The organism is Alkalilimnicola ehrlichii (assembly GCF_003399765.1).
GTDB lineage: Bacteria > Pseudomonadota > Gammaproteobacteria > Nitrococcales > AK92 > AK92.
The window spans coordinates 64,325-88,177 of record NZ_NFZV01000013.1 but is presented as its reverse complement, the minus strand read 5'-3'; the positions used below and the strand labels follow the sequence as shown (position 1 = coordinate 88,177).

Annotated in this window: 20 protein-coding genes and 2 pseudogenes; 2 read left to right on the top strand and 20 right to left on the bottom strand. The window is 57.6% G+C overall.

The features are described from left to right. Positions 1–73: 73 nt before the first annotated feature. From recJ to CAI21_RS13260, 5 genes are read right to left on the bottom strand one after another with little or no spacing between them, the layout of a single operon-like run. Positions 74–1,645 (bottom strand): single-stranded-DNA-specific exonuclease RecJ, encoded by a 1,572-nt coding sequence (gene recJ / locus CAI21_RS13275; RefSeq protein WP_258868113.1) that lies wholly within the window; start codon positions 1,643–1,645, stop codon positions 74–76. A gap of 14 nt (positions 1,646–1,659) precedes the next feature. After that, positions 1,660–1,800 carry a hypothetical protein gene (locus CAI21_RS23210; RefSeq protein WP_181919418.1) on the bottom strand — a complete coding sequence of 47 codons (141 nt, stop codon included), beginning with the start codon at positions 1,798–1,800 and terminating at the stop codon, positions 1,660–1,662. Next, positions 1,797–2,828, bottom strand: a complete 1,032-nt coding sequence (locus CAI21_RS13270) for a hypothetical protein (RefSeq protein ID WP_116302722.1) — start codon at positions 2,826–2,828, stop codon at positions 1,797–1,799. Before CAI21_RS13270 ends, CAI21_RS23210 begins: the two co-directional genes overlap by 4 nt. A 24-nt stretch (positions 2,829–2,852) precedes the next feature. Next, complete coding sequence (thrC, locus tag CAI21_RS13265) at positions 2,853–3,977, bottom strand: threonine synthase (RefSeq protein WP_116302721.1); 1,125 nt, start codon at positions 3,975–3,977, stop codon at positions 2,853–2,855. Positions 3,978–4,023: 46 nt separating this feature from the next. Next, positions 4,024–5,340: a homoserine dehydrogenase gene (locus CAI21_RS13260; protein ID WP_116302720.1), complete on the bottom strand. Its 1,317-nt coding sequence runs from the start codon at positions 5,338–5,340 to the stop codon at positions 4,024–4,026. Positions 5,341–5,684: 344 nt separating this feature from the next. Here CAI21_RS13260 and CAI21_RS13255 point away from each other — a divergent pair, with 344 nt between their 5' ends. Then, positions 5,685–6,056, top strand: a complete 372-nt coding sequence (locus tag CAI21_RS13255; protein ID WP_116302719.1) for an Mth938-like domain-containing protein — start codon at positions 5,685–5,687, stop codon at positions 6,054–6,056. Between the two features lie 50 nt (positions 6,057–6,106). On the opposite strand, the gene rpoS is transcribed toward CAI21_RS13255, so the two are convergent. The 5 genes from rpoS to surE form a co-directional block, all read right to left on the bottom strand. After that, positions 6,107–7,120 carry an RNA polymerase sigma factor RpoS gene (rpoS, locus tag CAI21_RS13250; protein ID WP_116302718.1) on the bottom strand — a complete coding sequence of 338 codons (1,014 nt, stop codon included), beginning with the start codon at positions 7,118–7,120 and terminating at the stop codon, positions 6,107–6,109. Positions 7,121–7,492: 372 nt separating this feature from the next. Beyond that, positions 7,493–8,437 (bottom strand): peptidoglycan DD-metalloendopeptidase family protein, encoded by a 945-nt coding sequence (locus CAI21_RS13245; RefSeq protein ID WP_116302717.1) that lies wholly within the window; start codon positions 8,435–8,437, stop codon positions 7,493–7,495. Further along, positions 8,437–9,018 carry a YqaA family protein gene (locus CAI21_RS13240; protein WP_116302716.1) on the bottom strand — a complete coding sequence of 194 codons (582 nt, stop codon included), beginning with the start codon at positions 9,016–9,018 and terminating at the stop codon, positions 8,437–8,439. Before CAI21_RS13240 ends, CAI21_RS13245 begins: the two co-directional genes overlap by 1 nt. Next, positions 9,015–9,680, bottom strand: coding sequence for a protein-L-isoaspartate(D-aspartate) O-methyltransferase (locus CAI21_RS13235; RefSeq protein WP_116302715.1), 666 nt, complete (start codon positions 9,678–9,680; stop codon positions 9,015–9,017). The genes CAI21_RS13240 and CAI21_RS13235 overlap by 4 nt, the downstream gene beginning before the upstream one ends. Beyond that, positions 9,677–10,426, bottom strand: a complete 750-nt coding sequence (gene surE, locus CAI21_RS13230; protein WP_116302714.1) for a 5'/3'-nucleotidase SurE — start codon at positions 10,424–10,426, stop codon at positions 9,677–9,679. Before surE ends, CAI21_RS13235 begins: the two co-directional genes overlap by 4 nt. 120 nt (positions 10,427–10,546) lie before the next feature. Between surE and CAI21_RS13225 the strand changes: the two genes are divergently transcribed. Continuing rightward, entirely contained in the window at positions 10,547–11,083 is a 537-nt protein-coding gene (locus tag CAI21_RS13225) for a Smr/MutS family protein (protein WP_116302713.1), read from the top strand. A gap of 4 nt (positions 11,084–11,087) precedes the next feature. Here CAI21_RS13225 and truD read toward each other — a convergent pair whose 3' ends face one another. From truD to dnaE, 10 genes and pseudogenes are all read right to left on the bottom strand, one after another. Beyond that, the gene (truD, locus tag CAI21_RS13220) at positions 11,088–12,098 is read right to left on the bottom strand and encodes a tRNA pseudouridine(13) synthase TruD (RefSeq protein ID WP_116302772.1); all 1,011 of its coding nucleotides are present in this window, start codon (positions 12,096–12,098) and stop codon (positions 11,088–11,090) included. Between the two features lie 17 nt (positions 12,099–12,115). Next, entirely contained in the window at positions 12,116–12,604 is a 489-nt protein-coding gene (ispF, locus tag CAI21_RS13215; RefSeq protein WP_116302712.1) for a 2-C-methyl-D-erythritol 2,4-cyclodiphosphate synthase, read from the bottom strand. Next, positions 12,595–13,326, bottom strand: a complete 732-nt coding sequence (gene ispD, locus CAI21_RS13210; RefSeq protein WP_116302711.1) for a 2-C-methyl-D-erythritol 4-phosphate cytidylyltransferase — start codon at positions 13,324–13,326, stop codon at positions 12,595–12,597. The genes ispF and ispD overlap by 10 nt, the downstream gene beginning before the upstream one ends. Beyond that, a pseudogene (gene ftsB / locus CAI21_RS13205) lies at positions 13,323–13,597 on the bottom strand (cell division protein FtsB). The gene ispD and the pseudogene ftsB overlap by 4 nt, the downstream one beginning before the upstream one ends. Positions 13,598–13,618: 21 nt before the next feature. Next, positions 13,619–14,907: pseudogene (gene eno, locus CAI21_RS13200) on the bottom strand (phosphopyruvate hydratase). A gap of 37 nt (positions 14,908–14,944) precedes the next feature. Further along, positions 14,945–15,787 (bottom strand): 3-deoxy-8-phosphooctulonate synthase, encoded by an 843-nt coding sequence (gene kdsA / locus CAI21_RS13195; protein WP_116302771.1) that lies wholly within the window; start codon positions 15,785–15,787, stop codon positions 14,945–14,947. 40 nt (positions 15,788–15,827) lie between these two features. Beyond that, entirely contained in the window at positions 15,828–17,489 is a 1,662-nt protein-coding gene (locus CAI21_RS13190; protein WP_116302709.1) for a CTP synthase, read from the bottom strand. 82 nt (positions 17,490–17,571) lie between these two features. After that, the gene (gene tilS / locus CAI21_RS13185) at positions 17,572–18,891 is read right to left on the bottom strand and encodes a tRNA lysidine(34) synthetase TilS (RefSeq protein WP_116302708.1); all 1,320 of its coding nucleotides are present in this window, start codon (positions 18,889–18,891) and stop codon (positions 17,572–17,574) included. Between the two features lie 155 nt (positions 18,892–19,046). Further along, on the bottom strand, positions 19,047–20,003 hold the full coding sequence (accA, locus tag CAI21_RS13180) for an acetyl-CoA carboxylase carboxyl transferase subunit alpha (protein WP_116302707.1): 957 nt from the start codon (positions 20,001–20,003) through the stop codon (positions 19,047–19,049). Positions 20,004–20,322: 319 nt separating this feature from the next. Beyond that, positions 20,323–23,844 (bottom strand): DNA polymerase III subunit alpha, encoded by a 3,522-nt coding sequence (dnaE, locus tag CAI21_RS13175; RefSeq protein WP_116302706.1) that lies wholly within the window; start codon positions 23,842–23,844, stop codon positions 20,323–20,325. Between the last annotated feature and the right edge of the window lie 9 nt (positions 23,845–23,853).

Below are 23,853 nucleotides of genomic sequence, written 5' to 3'. Positions count from 1 at the left end.
TATCATATTCGACCTCTTTTGCCGCCCCAGGCTTCCAGCGATGCCGATTGCAGCAATTTTCCGGTGATCTGGATCAAGGCTCTAGATGCTCGAGCATCAGCTGAACGCTACGACGTCCACGGAATTCGTTTACGTCCAAGCGATACAGCGCGGTCACCTCGCCTTGCAACGAACCCCAGCCACGCTCGACCGCATTAAACGCAATACCATCTAACCACTCCCGTCCTCCCGGCGGACGCAGACTGAACTTAAGGTGTTTCTCGCCAACGATACGGCTCTCCCCGATCTCGAATCTCCCGTCAAACCTCGGCTCAGGGAAACCCTGCCCCCAGGGACCGCCATCACGCAAAGTGTCCGCGACCTCGAGCTGAAACTCCTGGGGGGCGAGAGAACCATCGCTAAGTAACACTTCTTCTAATAGCTCGGGCTCTACGACTTCGTCGACCGTATCTGCGAATACCTGCTCGAACTGCCCGTAATTGTGCTCGGGGATACTAAGGCCGGCCGCCATGGCATGCCCCCCAAACCGTTCGATCAGGCCCGGATGCCGAGTCGCCATAAGGTCTAGCAAGTCGCGCATGTGGAGGCCGGAGATCGAGCGAGCGGAGCCTTTCAAGCTTCCGTCGCCGGCGGGGGCAAATGCAACCACTGGGCGGTGGAAGCGCTCCTTAATGCGCGAAGCTAGAATCCCGATAACGCCCTGATGCCAACCTTCGTCCATCAAGCAAATGCCGGCAGGCACTTGTTTGGCATCCCACTGCAAGCGAAGCCGGTTCAAGTCCGCGAGCGCCTCCTCCTGCATTTGCGATTCGATTTCCCGACGCTGACGGTTAAGATCGTCTAAACGCTCTGCATACTCCCGCGCCTGACCCGGGTCGTCCGTTAGCAGGCACTCGATGCCAAGGCTCATATCCTCCAGCCGCCCAGCTGCGTTAAGCCGAGGGCCGACGGCAAACCCTAAATCGGCGGCAACAATGCGCCGATAATCGCGCCCGGCAACCTCTAGCAATGCCCGAACGCCGGGCACGGTCTTGCCCGCTCGAATCCGCCGCAGGGCCTGGTCGACGAAGATCCGGTTATTGGCATCTAGCACGACGACATCCGCCACCGTACCCAAACCGACCAGATCCAACAAATTAGCCATGTTTGGCTCCGCCAAGCCGGTTTCGCTAAACCACTGGGTAGCCCGTAACCGCTTTCTCAGCGCCAACATGATGTAAAAGATTACGCCCACGCCCGCCAGGTTTTTACTCGGGAAGTCGCAATCCGGCAAATTGGGGTTAACGATTGCATCGGCCGCCGGTAACTCAGCCCCAGGCAGATGGTGATCGGTGACAAGAACCGCGATACCGAGAGCACGGGCAGCGCGCACCCCCTCGATGCTAGAAATCCCATTATCGACGGTAATGAGCAAATCAGGCTCTTTCTCCGCCGCCAGATCGACGATTTCCGGCGTCAAACCGTAGCCATAGGTGAAGCGATTCGGGACCAGGTAATCGACATGCTGAGCGCCCAGTGCCCGTAAAGCACGTATAGCCACGGCGCAACTCGTTGCGCCGTCGGCGTCGAAGTCGCCGACGATCAGAATCCGCGCCTGACTCCACAAGGCATCTTCAAGCAAACAGACGGCATCCTCGATACCCAACAAGCGATCGGCATTTAGCAGATCGGATAAGCCCCCCCCGTCGCACCCGGTGTCGCCTGCTCACGCCGCGCATAAACACGGGCCAATAAGGGGTGAACACCGTCAAAGGCGGACTCTGGGTAGATCGCCGCTCGACGCCGTATACGCTTACTCATAAACGGCCTTGCTCTTCCATAGTTTCGTGCAAAGGTTTTAGACGCCGCCAAACGCGCCATCGGTCGCTACGACGTAAGGAGCATCGTACGCTCCCCGTTTGTAACTCAAGGCTGTCGAACTCCCCTGCCTGCAAGGCGGCCAATGCCGGCGCGAACCACTCAGCTTCTAGGCGCTCCAAACCTTGCCACGCGCGATAAACGTCGCCTCCGGCGACCACATCGTCGAGTCGACAGTCAACCCCGAGCACCCGCTGGCCGACATTCTCAAATCCGGTCGCGGCTCCCCTCACGGTAGCAGCCGCTAAACGCGCCCAACCGCCTGCCAGCGGGTCGTCTGTCAGCACATCGGTCCAATACGGCTCCGCCTTCGCATCGGCGAGCCTCCCGCCGCCCCAGAGCCAAAGTGCATTAACCGGCACCAGCCCCCGACTCGTACGCTCTCGGTTCGCCGCGCTACTGTGGAGCAGCATCTGAAGTTCGCTTTGTAGCCGCGCCCACCGACCGGCATCCGGACCGGAGGGCAGGCTGTCGCCAACGGAGTGTCCTTTGACCTCTATCGTCGGCGTAGTCGTCAAGTTTGGCGCTTCGACACAATGCAGGTACCAGCGCGTAGGCGCGCCGTACTCCAGCCGCATCCCGTCATCGCGCAGGAATTCGTTCAACTCGGCAATAAAGCTGGCGGCTTCGTCGGGGCTAGTAATGAGGTCCGGCTCGCTCATCAAGGTCAGACGATCGAGATCCGCGTGCAGATGCACCGGATCGGCACAAAACCAATAGCCCTCTCCCGCTTCAATGCCATCGCCCAAGGCGGCAACCGGCCCGGCGGGTAAACACTGGCTGGGCGCTGCAACAAACTGGGATTGAATCAGCACAGGAGAAGATGTGCGAACGGAAAGCGCGGTCATACGACCGCGCCCGAGAATAACTTCCAACGCCGGCAGACGGGGCAACCGCTCGGGATTGGCCACCCTCGGCAGCGGCCCCAGCAGGCCGGGAACGATTAGGCGTAATTGCCGCCCGTCAGACATGGCGTCGGCAGCGAATAGCAGCCGTCATAAACGACCAAGAATGGCCGATTTAACGGCATCGAGCGTTGCCTCTACCGGTTTAATCGGCGCCCCAGCCTGCTGAATAACAATATCGGGATCTTTTAACCCATGGCCCGTTAGGGTACACACGACCGTACTACCTTCCGGAATCTTGCCGTTTTTAATATCCCTTAATGCGCCTGCCAGCGAGGTTGCCGAAGCCGGCTCGCAGAACACACCTTCTTTCTGCGCTAACAACCGTTGGGTGGCAAGAATTTCTTCGTCGCTGCACTCGTCGAACCAGCCACCGGACTCTTCCTGTGCCTTCCACGCATAATCCCAGGATTGTGGATGCCCGATGCGAATGGCGGTGGCCACCGTTTCCGGGTTATCGACCATCGCGCCGCGAATAAACGGCGCACTGCCCGCTGCTTGATAACCGATCATCTTCGGTCGGGTACCGACAATAGCGCTCGCAAATCGGCTATGCCCTTGCGAATAGTTATTAGCAGCGGTGTCGACACCGGCGTATTCGCTGTAACCGATCCAATGCGCCGTAATATTCCCGGCGTTGCCGACCGGCAAGCAGTGATAATCCGGCGCTCGCTCCAGCTCCTCGACGATCTCGAAGGCCGCCGTTTTCTGCCCTTGCAGGCGGAAGGGATTGATCGAGTTAACGATGGTCACTGGTGCTTCCCCGGCGACCTCTTTCACCAAGCGCATACCCTCGTCGAAGTTACCTTGAATTTGAATAACTTCGGCGCCGTGCATGATCGCCTGGGCCAGTTTACCCATGGCAATTTTGCCTTCGGGAATCAACACGAAAGCCTTAATACCCGCCCGCGCCGCATAGGCGGCAGCGGAGGCCGAGGTATTACCTGTCGATGCGCAAATAATGGCCCGGCTGCCCTCTTCTACCGCTTTCGTCACGGCCATCGTCATGCCGCGGTCCTTGAACGAGCCGGTCGGATTCAAGCCTTCGAATTTAACGTAAATATCGCAGTCTTGTCCGAGTTCGCGCGCAATATTATTCAACTTAATCAAAGGGGTATTCCCTTCGCCTAAGCTGATCAAACGGGTGTCGTCCTTGACCGGCAAACGGTCTTTGTACTTGGCGATAAGGCCGGTATAACGGGGTCGGAATGGCATAGCAGCTTCGCTCGCAGTCAACGGGGCCTAAGGCCCCTATCAGTTCTTATTCCAGGTTTTCCACTCGAATCCGGGTGACCCGGCCCTGAATGGACCCTAATGCTTCAATCTGTTCGATTGCCTGATTCATCTGCGACTCTTTGACGCGGTGGGTCAGCAGAATAACAGGCACGTGATCCGCCTCCGGCGCCGGCTGCTTTTGCAAGATGGCCTCGATGCTGATCCCGAAATTGCCCAAGATACGGGTGACATCGGCCAACACACCGGGCTCGTCCAGGGCTTGCATCCGTAAGTAGTACGCCGTTTCCACCGCACCGATAGCCAGCACGGTTTCGTCCGACAACGCATGCGATTGGAACGCCAAATACGGTACGCGGTTCTCTGGCTCCAAGTTGAACTCGCGAACGACGTCGACCAAGTCCGCGACTACAGCCGAAGCGGTGGGTTCCGAACCGGCGCCGGGGCCATAGTATAAGGTAGAACCGACCGCATCGCCGCTTACCATCACCGCATTCATCACGCCGTTGACATTTGCCAGCAGCTGTCGCGACGGCAGCAGGGTCGGATGCACGCGTAACACAATGCCGTTACCGCTACCGTGGTGACGACAGATGCCTAAGTGCTTGATTCGGTAGCCCAGCTCTTCCGCGTATTCGACATCGTCGCGCGTGATATGGCTAATGCCCTCGACATGGACCTTATCGAACTGCAACGGGATACCGAACGCGATCGATGCCAGGATGGTGAGCTTGTGGGCAGCGTCGACCCCTTCGATATCGAAGGTCGGATCAGCCTCCGCGTAACCAAGCCGCTGGGCCTCCGCTAGCACTTCGGCAAAGTCCCGCTGTTCGTAGAACATCTCGGTCAGGATGAAGTTAGCCGTGCCGTTGATGATGCCCGCCAACCATTCGATACGGTTACCGGTCAGGCCTTCGCGAATGGCTTTAATGATGGGGATACCGCCGGCAACCGCCGCCTCGAAGGCCACTGTCACACCCCGCTCGCGGGCATGTTCGAAAATTTCGTTGCCGTGTTTAGCGATTAACGCTTTGTTAGCGGTAACCACGTGCTTACCGCTATCGATCGCGCGCAGTACCAGCTCTCGGGCCGGCTCCTCGCCGCCGATCAACTCGACGATAACCTCCAACTCCGGATTATCGACCACCTCGAAAGGGTCGTTGGTCAGCGTAATACCCTCGGTGCTACAGTTGCGTGCACGATCCAGATGCCGCGCTGCGGCATGCACGATACTAATGCCACGTCCCGCACGTCGCGTAATTTCATCGCTATTTCGCGTAAGCAAATTAACCGTGCCGGAACCGACGGTACCGAGGCCTAACAAACCGACCTTTACAGAATTCAACAGCCTGCCTCCCCTATCAGGGCATCCTACAAACCTAACTTTCGACGGTGCAACAAAATCGGCGCACCGACGGGGTACAACCATACCTTAGTCGGCGCAATACTTCATGGGCTTCCGCGTCCCGCTGTGAAACAGGCACGAAGCCCGAGAAAACACTGACGTTACTTGTCCTTCTGCAGCCCGGAGCAAGCGACGCTAAAAGGCATATATTCCACGCTGCCTTGATCGCGTAGAATCGGCGCCTATACTCGCACCTAGGTGTCAGGCCGGCAAATTAATGGTCTAACATGCAACTGTCAATGTGCGCAGTTGCCAGCCCACCCTCACTGCTATAAGGTTTGCGCATGAAATTCAGCGAAGAGTTCGGCACCGCTAGCTACCGCATCCGAGGTTACGAACCCGGCCGCATAACGGTAAACCAGGAAGTTCTGGAAACCAATGTGGTCGTCACGCTCGACACCTTGGTAAGAGATTGGCCCGCCCTGAGCGTCGAGCAGCTCACGCCGCAAGACCTAGCCGTACTCACCGAATTCGAGCCGGAAGTGATCCTACTCGGCACGGGCGAACGTCAAACGTTCCCCGACCTGGGCTTACTTCGCGACGTCATAAAACAGGGTATCGGCGTCGAAGTTATGGACACTGCCGCTGCGTGTCGTACGTTCAACATCCTGATGGCGGAAGGACGCCGCGTAGCCGCGGGCTTGCTCGTGCGATAAACGCCCCACAGCAGCCTTCCCGTAGAACGGCTGCCGCAGGGCGCTGGCATTTAGTCGAAAACAGCCTCTTGCGAGAAGCCGGATCGCTCCATCATTTCCCGCAGCTTCTTCAGTGCATCGATCTGAATCTGGCGAACACGCTCCCGCGTTACCCCTATCTCGCTCCCAACCTGCTCCAGGGTCGCTTTCTCGTGTCCCCGCAAACCGAAACGCCGCTCAACGACCGCGCGCTGCTTTTCGCTGAGTTGGTCTAACCAACTATCCAACTGGACCGCTACAGCACTGTTCTGCAAGGTGGAGACCGGATCGGCACAGTTTTCGTCGGGGATGGCGTCCAACAATACTCTGTCGGCGTCCTTCCCAATAGGTACATCGACCGACGTTGTACTTTCGTTCAAGCCCATCATTCGCCGCACGTCCTCGACCGGTCGCCCCATAGCCTCGGCGATTTCTTCTACTGTCGGCTCATGATCAAGACACTGCGTCAGCTTACGTGCAGTTCGTAGGTATTGATTAATTTCTTTTATGACGTGAATCGGCAGCCGAATCGTACGGCTTTGATTCATAATGGCCCGTTCAATGGTCTGGCGAATCCACCAAGTTGCGTACGTCGAGAAACGGAATCCACGCTCCGGGTCGAACTTCTCGACAGCGCGTATCAACCCAAGATTGCCTTCCTCGATCAGATCGAGAAATGCAAGGCCACGGTTCATGTATCGACGGGCGATTTTAACCACCAGACGCAGGTTGCTCTCGATCATTCGCGTCCGAGCCGCCGCGTCGCCCGCTTGCGCTCGACGCGCAAAATAAACTTCTTCTTCCGCGCTAAGCAAAGGCGAATAGCCAATCTCGTTAAGATAAAGCTGCGTTGCATCGAGGCTGGACTGCAGACTCTCGCCGGCAGCAAACACCCCTTCTTCAACCGCTTCGTTCTCTGCCTCTGGTGTGGTTTCAAGTTCCCTGTCATCAGGGTCATCGCCTTCTAGCAACAGTACCTCTTCTTCCGGAGCTTCTACGAATTCCGTCGGAGCGGCACTGACTGCCAACGATTGCCGGTTGGTCATTGTTAATCCCCTCCTGTTAGCCGCCTTTCGCCTTCTTGTAGTTTTATCCGAGCCTTCTATGTGCTCGATAACGCGGCGAATCGACAGCCCTAACCGACTTTTTTTGTTGTCAACCAACACTATATGCCGGGCTTGACCGAACATGCAACGCTAAAATGGTGGAATAAGATAAAAGGGCTTACTTGCAAGACGAATGGTTAATTTAAGGGAAAAACAATACAAACCAGGCACTTGTATGAGAATTGAGTAAAAATCGAAAAAGCTACAGCAGGCGCGGCGGCTTTATGCCCTTTCCAGGACCCTATTTAGAGGGTCAATGGTTGAGGCGAAAGCCACAGACCTTACCACCCCGCAAGGGACAGTCGGAGGCGCTTATCGCTTTGGCAAATAACCGACGGGATCAACGGCCTCGCCATCTCGACGCAACTCGAAATGGAGCGCCGGCCCGCCGCCGGAGCCCATCCCCATCGTGGCAATCCGCTGTCCGGCACTGACGGTATCGCCCTCCGTAACCAACAATTGATTGTTATACCCGTAGGCCGTCAAATAACGCCCATCGTGTTTAACGATAATAAGATTGCCATAGCCTCGCAAGCCGCTGCCGCTATACACAACCCGCCCATCCGCTGCTGCCCTGACAGCTTGGCCGATTTGTCCATTAATGTTGACGCCTCGCTTGCCATCCGCACTCGCGGAAAAAGCTTTACTGATCCCGCCATCGGTTGGCCATTGCCAACTAATATCGCCCCCTGACGAGCGAGGAGGACTGGACGGACGAGTAGGCGCGGGAGGCCGTGGCCGGGTGGTCGCCTGGGCGGACGCGGTACTCTCGGCTGGACGGCTTGCAGGCGTTTGCGGCGGTGCTGCCGCAGTTGTCTGCCGCTCCTCAGGGGCCGGCGCTGAACGTGGTGGCTCAGAAGGCGCGGCAGAAGCCGTCTGCCGCGATTGATCGTCCCGCAGCGGACGCCCTAACGCTTGCGGGGAACGACGTTGGTGCGGCGCCAATGGCCTTGGCCCGGATCCGCCGCTGCCACTCGCTAATGCTTGTGTTTCCGGTCTTTGCCCGTCGGTTAACGAGCGCCCGCCTCCTGGGCTGTGAAGACGCAAGCGCTGCCCAGGGTAGATCACGTAAGGCGGCTCGATATGATTAATGCGGGCGACGGTCCGATAATCGACGTTATTGCGCCAAGCAATCGAATATAAGGTATCTCCCCGCTGGACGACGTGAATGTCATCGCCGCCTGCGGAGAAGCTGGCACAACCCGATAAGGCAGCCAGCACAGCTGCCAGAACCGTCAAACCAAACCAGTAGCGCATTAGGCTCGCATCAATAGAACACCGACAACCAACAGCGCTACGGTAGCCCACCCGATGCGCTCTATATACGTTCGAATCCAGGGCTCCATTTTGGGCCCGCCCCACGACACTAGCAACGCTACTAAAAAGAAGCGGGCGCCACGACCTATGAAGGAGGCAATAATAAACGGCACTAACGCCAGACTAGCGGCACCGGCCGCTATGGTAAACACTTTATAGGGGATCGGCGAAAACCCAGCCACGAGAACGACCCAAAACCCCCAAACTAAGAACCACTCCTGTGCGCGCAGGTACTCGTCCCAATAACCGGCCTCCTGAATCAGTGGCGCAACGGCCTCTAAAGCAAAAAGGCCGATCAGGTACCCTAATACGCCGCCGGCGACCGACGTCACTGTGGTGATAAAGGCAAAGCGTAGCGCCTTGTTCGGCTGCGCCAACGACATCGGTGCCAGCATCACATCGGGCGGAATCGGAAAAAACGAGGACTCCGCAAAGCTCAAGCCACCGAGATACCACGCTGCATGCCGATGGGCAGCCCAACGAAGTACTGTCTCATACAACCACGCGAAAGGCCCTTTCATTGCTCACCACCCAACATTGGCACGAAACTCACCTCACTGTCGACTCGTCGCACAATCCCTTCATCGGCTCGCTCGAAAATAACGAGTTCTTGCCGATTTGCGTCGCCTACCGGCGCGACCATACGTCCGCCGGGTGCCAATTGCTCGAATAAAGCTTGGGGAACTGCTTCCGGCGCTGCCGTTAATACAATACCGTCATACGGCGCGTATTGGGGCCAGCCGTTACTGCCATCGCCATATCGCGCACGGATATTCCATAACTTTAAGGCGCGAAAACGCTCCCGTGCCTGCTCCGATAACGCTTTTATTCGCTCAATGGTATAAACCTGTACGCCAAGCTGGGCAAGCACAGCTGCTTGATAGCCGGAACCGGTACCTATCTCTAACACACGCTCGGGCAAACCCTGCTCGGTCAACAACTCTGTCATACGGGCAACAATGTAAGGCTGCGAAATCGTTTGCCCGTGCCCGATCGGTAAAGCCGTATCGTCGTAGGAGCGGCTTGCCAACGCTTCATCGACAAAGATATGTCGCGGTACGGTGCGCATCACTTCCAATACGCGAGGATCGGTGATGCCTTCATCCCGCAGTCGTGCCGCCAAGCGATCGCGCGTTCTTTGCGACGTCATACCGCGGCCTTGAAGAAGGGTCGGATCGATCATGACAGGCCCTGCACCCAACCGGCAACCTGATCTAACGCTTGATAACGCGTCAGATCGACCTGAATAGGCGTTACCGACACATAGCCATTCGCTACCGCGTGGAAATCCGTACCGGGGCCGGCGTCTTCTTCCAACCCCGCCGGCCCAATCCAATAAATAGGTCGGCCTCGCGGGTCTTCCGCTTTTATCACTGGTTCCGCCCGATGCCGCCTACCAAGCCGGGTCGCCTGAAATCCTTTTATTTCCTCCCAAGGCAAATCCGGGACATTGACATTGAGGATGGTATCCGACGGCAGCGGATCCGAGCGCAGTTTCTCGATCAAGGCGGCCGCCACCCGCGCGGAAGAGCCGAGGTGTTTGGGTGCGAAAGAGGTTTGCGACATCGCAATCGCCGGCAAACCGAGGAAACGCCCCTCCATAGCGGCAGCCACCGTCCCGCTGTAAATCACATCGTCGCCGAGGTTGGCACCGGCATTGATACCGGAAACCACCATATCCGGCTCCTCGTCCAGCAGCCCCGTCAAGGCCAGATGCACACAATCGGTAGGTGTGCCTTCTACCCGGTAACGCCCCTCTTCCACTGCCATGGCACGCAGCGGGTACTCAAGCGTCAGAGAGTTGCTGGCTCCGCTTCGATCGCGCTCTGGAGCCACGACCGTTACCCGCGCGAGTGCTCGCAGCGCTTCGGCCAGCGCCAAAATACCGACCGCTTGATAGCCATCGTCGTTACTTACCAAAATATGCATAGTGTTGTTCGTTCCGGAGATGTTCTTCCGTTTCATCGCAGCAAACGGCACTTACCAAGCTTCGCCTCAATAGCGGTACTAGTTAGTATACTGGGCCGATCAATATTAGAGTTCTCGGCCATGCAAGACGACGACCCCGACGACCGCCGGTTATTCGAACAAGCCATGCAAGGCGTGCGCCGCCTCGCGACCGATAAGGTCGTGCCGGCAACGCCGCGCCCTGCCCCTGTGCCGCGCAAAACCGTCGAAGACGAGCAACAGGTAATGCGCGACATCCTGTCGGACTTATTCGAGCCGGCCGACCTCGCTACCGGCGAGGAGCTTGAGTATGCTCGGCCGGGCTTGCAACATCGTGTCCTGCGCAAACTTCGTCGCGGTCAGTACAGCGTGCAGTCGGAACTCGACTTGCATGGCTTAACCGTTCCGCTAGCCCGAATCGCCGTAGCCGACTTTCTAAAAGCCTGCGGCGAGAGAAAACTCCGCTGCGTCCGTATTATTCACGGAAAAGGCCGCAGATCCAGTAATAAAGGCCCTGTTCTTAAAACTAAGGTTGAGCACTGGCTGCGGCAACGCGACGAAGTGCTCGCCTTTTGCTCCGCACGTCAGGTCGACGGCGGCACGGGAGCGGTATACGTCCTACTTCGTCGCCAACTCTAACGGGCTATACACGCACGAGCTCGCGTAAAACGCTCGTTGCATAAGCGCCGGCCGGCAGCGCGAACCCCAGTTCCAGAACTCGATTTTCGGGAAACCGCCACCAAAGATCGGCCACCCGAATGCGCAGCGCACGCCGCGCCGACTCGACGCCCTGACTCTGCAAACCTTGGAGCAAGGCCAGCTCTTGCGCTAGTAATCCGGCCTCTAACATCGCTACCGAACCTTCAGGCTGCATTCCGGTCTCTCGCCCCGGCAAAGGCCCCGTCGGATGAATCTGCTGTAGTAAGAGCCTGCGTTCAAGGCTCGCGTCTCCTGCCTCAGCGGGAAACACGCTATTGCGTCCATCGAGCATCATCAAATCGCCGTCAAGCGATTGCTTCCAAGTACCGTCGGCAACCCGAGCACTCAATACGTTGTTAAAAAGATGAGCGCGTGCCGCCGACAGTAGGAGCCCCCGTAAATTGCGCCCTTTCGGCTTAAAAGTACCGGCAAACATCTCACGCGAGCGTTCGACGTTGTCGCCGCCTCGACCAAAACGCTGCTCGCCGAAGTAGTTGGGAACCCCATACCTCCCAACCCAAAGCAGCCGCTGAGAAAGGGAGCTAAGATCGCCTTCCAAGTCCCTAACTCGCAAAACAAACCGATTACCCGCCAAAGCGCCGCGGCGTAGTTTTCTTAGATTGCGCGTAACCGCCCGCACAGTAACGCCGTCGGCAAGTTCACCGGGGGCAAGCTCAATCGGGCGCCCTGGCAACTGAACGCTAAACCACTGCTCGGTGACAGCCCAACGATCCTTCATCCCGGCATAACTCACCTGGCGGCGAGAGACTCCCAGATGTTTTGCCAGCAGCCCGGCTACCGCATCAGTTGTCCAGCCACGCTTACGGACCAGCAGGAACAGGTGCTCGCCCTCGCCGCTTGGCGTAAAGCTGGGGATTTCCAGAACCTGAAAGTCTTCCGGCTCGGCGCGCAATACCCCCTTCACGCCCGGTTCGCCATAAGCATAAGCTGCCATCGCCAGCTCCGCCCCGTTCACGCCGCTGCATCCGATTGCGGAACCAACAAAACGACGGCCATCGCGGCGATCCCCTCGCCGCGGCCGGTAAAGCCCATCTTTTCGGTAGTCGTTGCCTTGATATTGACCGCGCTCTGCGCGATTAGTAAGTCATCGGCTATGCAGGCTTTCATTGCGTCGATATAGGGCGCGAGCTTGGGTTTCTGCGCAATGACGGTAGCATCGACGTTGCCGACCCCGAGGCCCTGGGCGGCCGCCAGCTCGACGGCGCGACGCAATAAGATGCGGCTATCGACCCCGCTGAGATTAGGGTCCGTGTCGGGAAAATGACGCCCCAGATCCCCCTCCCCCGCAGCGCCTAAGATGGCATCCGTGATGGCGTGCAATAACACGTCGCCATCGGAGTGCGCTTCCATCCCATAGTCATAGGGAATATCGACGCCGCCAATGACCAAGCGCCTGCCAGGGGCAAACCGATGCGCGTCAAACCCTTGCCCTATACGCATGTATCCGACTCGCTTAATGAATAACTTTTTAAAATAACCTCGGCCAGGGTGAGGTCCGAGGGGCGGGTAATCTTTAGATTCGTTGCACTACCCTCTATTAGCAGCGGGCGGTGCCCGCGCAATTCCATTGCCTGCGATTCGTCGGTAACAGGGGTATCGGCATCGATAACGGCAAGTAACGCCTCGTAAAGAAGACGCAAGGGAAACAGCTGGGGCGTCAGCGCATGCCACAACCCTTCGCGGTCGGTTGTAGCGGCAACCGTGCCTTGGCTACCTTCGCGTTTTAAGGTATCCCGTACCGGCATGGCAAGCAGCCCGCCGGCGGCGTGGGCGGTCGCCCGCGCGACGAGACGGTCAAGCTCCCGCTCAGTAACGCATGGGCGTACGGCATCGTGCACCATCACCCAATCGCTGTCATCGGCTTCCGCCAGCAGGAAGCGCAAAGCCGACATCACCGAGTCCCGCCGCTCGGCACCGCCCGTCACTCTGTGCAACGGTTTGACGTTTTGATACTGAAGCGTAGCCCAATGCAGATCGTCTTCGGCCAAAGCAATCACGCCACCATAAACCGCGGAGTGCCCCAGCAAACAGCTTAGCGTTCGGCAGATGACGGGTTCGCCGAGCAGCGGCAAATACTGCTTTGGAAGCTCCGCCCCCATGCGCCGGCCTACGCCTGCGGCAGGCAAAACGGCCCAAATCCTTGGGACGGCAACACTACTCATTCGTCGGCCACAATTTGATAGAAAATTTCGCCGTCCTTGATCATGCCCAGCTCGCTACGAGCACGTTCTTCGACAGCGTCCAAGCCCTCTTTAAGGTCGCTCACTTCGGCTTCCAAAGCCTCGTTGCGCGCTTTCAGCACGTAATTCTCCGCGCGCAATTGTTCGCTGGTAGCGGCAAGGCGGTGCGCTTCGAGCGCACGCCTTCGCCAAACCAGAGGCGATACTGAAGTAGTATCAGCATCACTCCCAGAATAACCGCTAGCCAACGCATACCAGGCTCGCCAAACGCGGTTTAGAAGCGCTTCAGATTAGGGAACGCTTGCGTGCCCGCATAAACCGCTTGCCCCCCAGCTCCTGCTCGATGCGCAGCAACTGGTTATATTTGGCAACGCGGTCGGACCGGCACAACGAACCCGTTTTGATTTGGGTCGACTGGCTGGCAACGGCCAAATCGGCAATGGTGGTGTCTTCCGTTTCGCCCGAGCGGTGGGAGGCGATCGACGAGTAGTTGGCGTCGGCAGCCATTTTGATCGCATCCAAGGTTTCGGTCAGGGTGCCGATCTGGTTCAACTTGATCAAGATGGAATTAGCAACACCCTTATCGATGCCTTCCTGCAAAATCCGCGTGTTGGTGACGAACAAATCGTCGCCCACCAGTTGCACGCGGTCCGCCAGCTTGTCGGTCAGCAGTTTCCAGCCGTCCCAGTCGCTCTCGTCCATACCGTCCTCGATGGAAATGATCGGGTAACGGTCGGCAAGGTCGGCCAGGTAATCGACAAATTCGGCGGAACTAAAGGTCCGGCCCTCGGATTCGAGATTATAGACGCCGTCTTTGTAGAACTCGGAACTGGCGACGTCCAAGGCAAGGTAGACATCTTCGCCAAGTTTGTAGCCGGCCTGCTCGGTCGCCTCGCGAATCACTTCCAGAGCAGCTTCGTTGGACGGCAAATCGGGCGCAAAACCGCCTTCGTCGCCAACGGCTGTGTTCAAACCCCGCGCTTTCAGGACTTTCTTCAACGCGTGGAAGATCTCCGTACCGCAGCGCAGGGCTTCGGAGAAGCTCTCGAAGCGAACCGGCATGACCATGAATTCCTGAATGTCGACGCTGTTATCGGCGTGCGCACCGCCATTGAGGATGTTCATCATCGGCACCGGCAAAGCGTAGGGCCCGCTCGGATTCAAATGCTTGAACAGGGATTCGCCCTTACTTTTCGCGGCTGCATGGGCAACAGCCAACGAAACGGCGAGCAATGCATTGGCACCAAGACGGCCTTTGTTATCGGAGCCGTCGAGCTCGATCATGCGCTCGTCGATAGTCCGCTGATCATTGGCATCCATTCCGACAAGCGCATCCTTGAGCGTGGTGTTAACGTTATTCACCGCGTTGCGGACGCCCTTGCCAAGATAACGCTGCTGATCGCCATCACGTAATTCCACAGCTTCGCGTGTTCCCGTAGACGCGCCGGAAGGTACGGCTGCCCGGCCTAGGGTGCCGTCTTCCAGGGTCACATCCGCCTCGACGGTTGGGTTACCGCGGGAATCGATAATCTCACGGGCGAGAATCGACGTTATCTTCGCCATTGTTCTTGTTCCCTCCATTTATAAATTAAGCTTTTAGTCAGTCGCCCATAAGCTCCTGCTCGGGAAAACCTTGTGCTTTGACAGCGTTATCGAGCACTTGCAAGGTTTGCAGCAAGCTTTCCATCCGCGGCAACGGCCATGCATTGGGGCCGTCGCTCAGGGCTTTTTCAGGATTCGGATGGGTTTCCATGAAAAGACCGGCAACGCCGGCAGCAACCGCCGCCCGCGCAAGTACGGGTACGAATTCGCGCTGCCCGCCGGAAGCGCTACCCTGCCCACCCGGCAATTGCACGGAGTGGGTGGCGTCGAATACGACAGGGCACTGCGTATTACGCATAACCGCTAAGGAGCGCATATCGGATACAAGATTGTTGTAGCCGAACGAGACGCCGCGCTCGCAGACCATGATCTGCTCGTTACCGACGGCTTTCGCTTTATCGACAACGTTTTTCATATCCCAAGGAGCTAGGAATTGCCCCTTCTTGATATTGACCGGTTTACCTTGGCGAGCGACATTCTGGATATAGTTCGTCTGTCGACAAAGGAAGGCCGGCGTCTGCAACACGTCCACGACGGCAGCGACTTCGTCAAGCGGCGTGTCTTCATGCACATCGGTAAGCACCGGCACCCCGATCTGACGCCGGACCTCATCGAGAATCCGCAGCCCTTCTTCCATGCCGGGGCCGCGAAAGCTGCCATGAGAAGAGCGGTTCGCTTTATCGAAAGACGATTTGTAGATAAACGGAATACCGAGCCGCTCGCAAATCGCTTTCAGCTCGCCGGCACTATCCAGCGCCAATTGCTCCGACTCGACCACACAGGGGCCGGCAATCAGAAAAAACGGTTGGTCTAAGCCGGCTTTGAAACCGCATAAGTCGATAGTCGACATAAGATACTAACCCTCTCGTAGGGCGTCGTCGCTACGGTACTTTGGCCGTAGCGACATCCGCCTGCTTGCCCGCTTTCCGATACTCGGCCGCCGCCTCTATAAAGCGCGTAAACAACGGGTGACCGTCGCGCGGCGTCGAGGTGAATTCCGGGTGAAACTGACAAGCAAGGAACCACGGGTGATCCGGTAATTCAATGACTTCCGCCAAATTCCCGTCACCCGACCAACCCGAGAACTTAAGCCCCGCTTGCTCTAGCGGTTCCCGGTATTGATTATTAAACTCGTAGCGATGACGGTGCCGCTCGGAAATCTGCTCCGATCCGTAGACGGAAGCGGCCAGCGAGTCTTTCTCAAGACTACACGCTTGCGCCCCAAGGCGCATCGTGCCGCCTAGATCGGAATTGGCGTTACGCACTTCGCGCAAACCTTCCTCCGTCATCCATTCGGTAATCAAACCGATTACCGGATGTTTCGTGTCGGCCTTAAACTCGGTGCTATGGGCATGTTCCAGCCCGGCAACATGGCGCGCGAACTCGATCACGGCGACTTGCATACCGAGACAGATGCCGAGATAAGGAAGCTTATGCTCACGCGCATAGCGCGCTGCCATAATCTTACCTTCGACGCCGCGCTCGCCGAAACCGCCCGGCACCAGAATGGCATCGACATCCGCCAGCTGCTCGACGCCTTCGCGCTCAAGCTCTTCGGAATCGACGTAACGGATGTTCACTCGCCGCCGCGTCTGCACGCTGGCGTGTCGCAGCGACTCGTTCAACGACATATACGCGTCGGCCAGGTTGACGTACTTGCCGACCATGGCGATGGTCACTTCCCCTTGCGGGTAAGCCATGGCGTCGACCACATAATGCCAATCCGACAGATCCGCCGGCGGCAGATCGAGCCGCAGTTTCTCGGCCACGATGTCGTCCAAGCCTTGCGCATGGAGAACCTGGGGAACCTTGTAGATGTTGTCGACATCCAGCGAGGAAATCACCGCCCGCTGCTCGACATTGGTAAACAGGGCGATCTTACGCCGTTCGTCCTCCGGAATCGGGCGAGTCGATCGGCATAGAAGAATATCCGGCTGAATACCGATCGAACGCAACTCTTTCACCGAGTGCTGGGTCGGCTTGGTTTTCATCTCGCCGGCAGCACCGATGAACGGCACCAGTGTCAGGTGCACGAATAGGCAACGATCGCGCCCAAGCTCGGCACCCATCTGGCGAATGGCCTCCAGAAACGGAAGCGACTCGATATCGCCGACGGTACCGCCGATTTCGACCAAGGCGACATCGACATCGCCCGCGCCTTCGATAACGGAGCGTTTGATCTCGTCGGTAATATGCGGAATAACCTGTACCGTGCCGCCCAAGTACTCGCCGCGACGCTCTTTACGAATAACATTTTCGTAAATACGCCCCGTCGTGTAATTGTTCAGCCGCGATACATGAATGCGTAGAAAACGCTCGTAATGGCCCAAGTCCAGATCGGTTTCGGCGCCGTCTTCGGTGACGAACACTTCGCCGTGCTGGAACGGGCTCATTGTCCCTGGATCGACGTTGATATACGGATCCAGCTTGATCATGGTGACCTTAAGGCCACGGGCTTGCAAAATACTACCTAGCGAGGCGGCCGCTATCCCTTTACCCAAAGAGGAAACGACACCGCCTGTAATAAAAATATATCGCGTCATATGAACTCTGCGCGCTTAGAGAGTATGGGGGCTCTGGACGGGGTAAACGTTAACAGAATGGCGGTTATATCACAATTGGCGATCACCCTTCAGGATCCCAGCGCAAGTGTATACCGTCCTTCTCCGGCGAGGCCTGAAAGCCTTCGCAAATCCAGCAATCGCCAATTGCAATTAGCGTATCGTCAAGATAAAGAAGCGGCAACCGCTCTCTCTGCCAGGGCGGTAGCGCCGACGCTTGTAGCAGCTTCTTTAGGCTTCGACTATGGCCTTCGCCCGCCAACCGGCAACGCTCCCCGCCTCGGCGAAAACGAACGCAAAGACGCTTACCCTGCAAATCGATGCGCAAACCGCCCACTCCGAGCATGGCCTGTAAACGCCCCATCCCCGACACGACAAGCTCTTCGCAAAGATCCCAACGGTACTCGCCCTTCGGCGGCGGCGACAGCGGAGGCGTTAGGTAAAGATGCTGCCGATAACGGCGCACAGCCCCGCCTCCCCATTCCAGTATGGGTTGCCTATCCTCCCCCGCGGTCAACAAAGCCTCAAGCCCCGAGGCGAGACGGGCGTGGGTAGGCGGCAGGAGCCCCCTGCGACGAATCCAGTAACGCAGCAGATTACGCTGACGCGCATCCGTCAGGCGGCGCAACTGCTCGACGACAAGCCTGTCACCAGCACGCACTACCTGCCAATCCTGCTGCGCTAATTCATCCAACAATTCGGCAGCTTCGCTCATTCGCCCGGCGGTAGCGGTCAGCACCTGAGTTGTTGCCGGCCAGCGTTTACACATACTCGGCAAGACGACATGGCGCAGATAATTCCGGTCTGCCTCCAATTCTGCATTGCTCGGGTCTTCAACCCACTCTAATCCCTGCTCGCGGACGTAACTATCCAACGCACTCCGGGGAAAACCAAGCAATGGTCTTAGCAGTCTTCCCGCCCCGAGGGTGCGCTCCTCGGGCATTCCCTGCAAACCGTGAACGCCGCTACCACGCAGCAAACGCAACAGTAACGTTTCCGCTTGGTCGTCGCGGTGATGCGCGGTTAGCAAACAATCCCCCGCCTCGACAACCTGCTGGAATACCGCATAACGAACGCGCCGCGCGGCGGCCTCGACTCCTTCGCCAGGCTCTGGCCGAACCTTAACTTGGCGCACGGTCAGCTCAACCTGTAGCGCCTTACAGAGTGTAACAGCATGCTCCGCCCAAGCCGCCGATACTGCCTGCAGGCCATGGTCGACGTGAATAGCATGGATTGTCGCCGGCGCAAGCTGCGGCCGCAGCTTACTCAGTGCATGCAAGAGGGCAAGGGAGTCCCGGCCGCCGCTGAAGGCAACCCAGTATCGGTGTGGCAACGGATAGCGTTGCAGCGTCCGCTGCAGTGCCGCGCTAGTAAAAGCCGCCATCGACCTACCGCCGCCGTATCATGAATGAATGGTTTGATTAGGATGGCCGGGGTTGAGAAACCCTTGCGGATTTTCAACCCCGGCCCTCTGGCCGCACCGCCGGCAAGCCGCGCTATAGCCTCCTGCGATTGCCCGACCTTTAGACGGGGCGCCAATCAGTCTTTAAAGTTACCGAAACTCATCAAACGCTGATAGCGTTGATCGAGCAGCGCGTTAACCGGTGTCGTATTCAAACCGGACAACTGCTCTAACAAGCTGTTCTTCAGGCGTTCGGCCATCACATCGACATCGCGGTGGGCGCCGCCCAGGGGCTCCTCAATAACGTCATCGACCAGGCCTAACGACTTCAAGCGCGGCGCCGTAATACCCATCGCCTCCGCCGCATCCGCTGCCCGGTCCGCGCTTTTCCAAAGAATAGAAGCGCAACCTTCGGGGGAAATAACCGAATAGGTACTGTAACTCAGCATTAATACCCGGTCGCCGACCCCAATGGCGAGCGCGCCACCGGATCCGCCTTCGCCGATTACCGTACAAACGATAGGCGTCCGCAACTTGGACATCACCAATAGGTTGCGTGCAATCGCCTCGCTCTGCCCGCGCTCTTCCGCGCCGACACCGGGATAAGCGCCGGGCGTATCGATAAAGGTCAACACCGGCAACTTGAATCGCTCGGCCATTTCCATTAACCGCAACGCTTTACGATAACCTTCCGGCCTTGGCATACCGAAATTGCGGCGAATCTTTTCTTTAGTATCCCGGCCTTTTTGATGCCCGATAACCATAACGGGCAAACCGTCCAAGCGGGCGACGCCGCCGATAATGGCCTGATCGTCCGCATACGCGCGATCACCGTGTAATTCTTCGAATTCGGTAAAGATCCGCGTCACATAGTCCATGGTGTAGGGACGCTGCGGATGCCGTGCTAGCTGAGAGATCTGCCAGGCATCGAGAGAAGAAAAAATCTGCTCCGTCAATTGCCGGCTTTTCGCCTGCAAGCGATTGATTTCCTCTGAAATATTGAGGTGATTATCATCGCCTACAAAGCGTAACTCGTCGAGCTTCGCTTCGAGTTCCGCGATCGGACGCTCAAATTCTAAAAAGTTGAGACTCATGATTATCTACACTGTTCTCCGTTCGACCGCTGCCGCTCCGGTTCCCAATCCACTCGCCCAGGCGAATCTATTGCGAACAGGGGCAATGTAAAACCGTTGGCGCAGTACACTAACGACAGATGTCGGCGCTGGCAAGCACGTATTACTCAACATGGTAATTAAATTACCCGGCGCGGTTTCGTTTTCGCCCTAAAACGGGGACAGCAACCATAAGCGCCGGACAACTGTTGGCTTATTCCCGCGCATTGCCACCGTGCGGCGTAGATACGTAGCGCCCGCTCAGCCAATAAAAAGTCCGCGCGCGGAATTTAACCCCTAGCTAATACTCCACCCGAACCGCCCCCGGCTCGGCAAGGCTGTTCAAGCGTTTAATGAGTTCGTCGCTCGGTTTGACGCGCCACTCTTCGCCGAGCCGCAAAACCGCTTTCGCCGATTCATTATAGTATTCCACCCATACCGGACACTGCCCTTCGCGGTAAGCCGACAAGGTTTGCTGAAACGCCGCCATGAACCCATTGCCGGCCTGCTTCTGATTAACCTTCACGACCAACCGCTTAGCATAGGCATCGCGAACTTCGCTGATATCCAGCAGCTTCTCCGCACTGACGCGGTGACCGCCAATGAAATCATCGTAATCCAAGCTGCCTTCCACCAACAACAAACTATCCGGACTAATCAGATGCCGATAGCGTTGAAAAGCTTCCGGAAAAATAGTCACGTCGATACGCGCACTGCGATCGTCAAGCGTCAGGAAAGCCATTCGACCACCGCTTTGCGTATTTCGGGTTCGCATAGCGACCACCAACCCCGCCACGGTCACAGTCTTGCCGTTATTACGTCGACCGCGCTGGGGCGTAGACTCCGTCGGCGTCGGTGCGGACGCTAAAACGCTGGCGATCTTGCCGGTCACTACCGCCGCCAACTCGCGCTCGTAGCGGTCGATAGGATGCCCGGTAAGATAGAGCCCGAGCGTTTCCTTCTCAGCGGTCAGGCGCTCGGCCTCGTCCCACTCGTCAACTTCGACCAGCTCCTGCGGAATCGCTACCGGTGCCCCGTCTCCGAGCAACCCAAACATATCGTTTTGGCCCGCCGCCATAGCTTTCGATTGCTGATCGGCCGCTTGCAGGGCTTGCGGCAACGTCGCCATACAACTCGCCCTGTTCGGAGCCAACTCATCGAAGCAACCGGCACGAATCAAGGCTTCCAGCACTCGTCGATTCACTTTACGCAGGTCAGCCCGCCGGCACAGATCGAATATATCTTTATACGGCCCATTGTCATCGCGCTCTTCGATCAAGGCCTCCAAAGCGGACCGACCAACGCCTTTGACCGCACCTAAACCGTAGATAATCGTACGTTCGTCGCTCGCGCGGAACGCGTAGTTCGAACGATTAACATTAGGCGGCTCTACCCTTAACTTCTGCTCCCGGCACTCTTCGATGAGCGTTACGACCTTATCGGTGTTATCCATATCCGAAGACAACACGGCAGCCATAAACGGGGCCGGATAATGGGCTTTCAACCACGCCGTTTGATACGACAGTAACGCGTAAGCAGCGGAGTGCGATTTATTGAAACCGTAGCCGGCGAATTTTTCCATCAAATCGAAGATGCCGCCGGCATGCTCCTCGGTCAGGCCGTTCTTCTTCGCGCCCTCTAGGAAAATTTGCCGCTGCTTGGCCATTTCCTCGGGTTTCTTTTTCCCCATTGCTCGCCGCAACAGGTCGGCGCCCCCGAGTGAGTAGCCGCCGAGAACCTGCGCGATACGCTGCACCTGCTCCTGATAGAGAATGACACCGTAGGTCGGCTTCAGGATTGGCTCTAGGTCATCGTGATGGAGCTCGGGTGTGGGATAAGCAACCTCGGCGCGGCCATGCTTACGGTCGATGAAATCGTCCACCATCCCCGATTGCAAGGGCCCGGGACGAAACAAGGCCACTAACGCAACGATATCCTCGAAACTATCCGGCTGCAGCCGCTTGATAAGATCCTTCATACCCCGCGACTCCAGCTGGAAGACAGCCGTGGTCGCGTAGCGTTTGAGCAGATCGAAGCTGGCTTCGTCATCGAGTGGAATCCGGGAGATATCCAGCGGCTCCTCGCCGCGCTCTCGCCGCATCCGGTTAACCGCTTGCACCGTCCAATCGATAATGGTCAGCGTACGCAGCCCCAAAAAGTCGAACTTAACCAGACCGACAGCCTCGACGTCGTCCTTGTCGTACTGGGTCGCCAAACCTTGCCCACCGGGCTCGCAGAATAAAGGCGAAAAGTCGGTCAGTTCCGTCGGTGCGATGACCACGCCGCCGGCGTGCTTACCGACATTACGTGTCATACCTTCGAGGGCGCGGGCCATATCGAGAAGCGCTTTGACCTCCTCGTCCTCGTTGTAAAGGTTACGCAGCTCTTCTTCTTGCTCTAACGCTTTATCCAGCGTCATCCCGAGTTCGAACGGAACGAGCTTGGCAATTCGATCGACGAAACCGTACGGATGCCCTAACACTCGCCCCACATCGCGAACCACCGCTTTCGCCGCCATGGTGCCGTGGGTGGCGATCTGAGAAACCTTCTCGCGGCCGTATTTTTGCGCTACGTAGTCGATAACCCGATCGCGCCCTTCCATGCAGAAGTCGACATCGAAGTCGGGCATGGATACCCGCTCGGGGTTAAGAAAGCGCTCAAAGAGAAGGTCGTAAGCTAATGGATCTAAATCGGTAATCTTGAGCGCGTAAGCGACTAAGGAGCCCGCACCGGAACCGCGCCCTGGGCCTACTGGTATGTCGTTATCTTTCGCCCATTGGATAAAGTCGGCTACGATCAGAAAGTAGCCGGGAAAACCCATCTGGATAATGACGTCCAACTCGCGATCCAACCGCGCGCGATACTCCTTTATCTTCTCTTCGCGGTCGGGATCGTCGGCGGCAACCAAAACCTCTAAGCGCTCATCCAAGCCTTCATGAGACTGCTGTTGCAGATACTCATCGATGGTCATCCCTTCGGGAATAGGGAAATCAGGTAAGAAGTTCTCGCCGAGGGTTAGCTCAAGATTACACCGGCGGGCAACCTCAATCGTATTCTCCAGCGCTTCCGGCAAGTCGGCAAAGAGTTCCGCCATCTCCTCCTGGGTACGCAAATATTGCTCTTCGCTGTACCGGCGAGGGCGCTTGTTGTCGTCCAGCGTTCGACCGTCATGAATACAGACGCGTGCCTCGTGGGCCTCGAACTCGGAGGCCGTGAGAAACCGAACGTCGTTGCTCGCTACAACCGGCACCCCGGTGCGAGCCGACATCTCGACTGCGGCGTGCAGGTGATCCTCGTCGCCCAGCCGCCCTGTCCGCTGAACCTCAAGATATAAGGCATCTGGAAAGAGTTCCTGCCAATATGCTAGCGCGCCGTCCACCGCGTTTATATCGCCGCCCAGCAACAGACGACCAAGCTCGCTTTCCTTACCGGCCAACGCGATCAGTCCCGCACAATCATTCTCGAGCCATGTTCGCGCGATGACCGGCAGGCCTTGCTGCTGTCCGTCCAGATAACTCCGGCTGAGCAAACGGCTAAGGGCTTTGTAGCCTTCGACATCGCGGCACAACAACACAAGGCGGGAACGCTGCTCGGGACTGCCGTCATCCTCCACCCACACGTCGGCGCCGATAATCGGCTTAATGCCGGCGGCTATCGCTGCCCCATAGAACTTCACCATCCCAAACAAGTTACCTTGGTCGGTAACCGCGAGCGCCGGCATTCCCGCGTCAACCGCCGCTTTGATCAGCGGCTTGATACGGACAATGCCGTCGGAAAGCGAGTATTCAGTGTGCAGGTGAAGATGTACGAAGCTAACGCTCATCGATGGCCA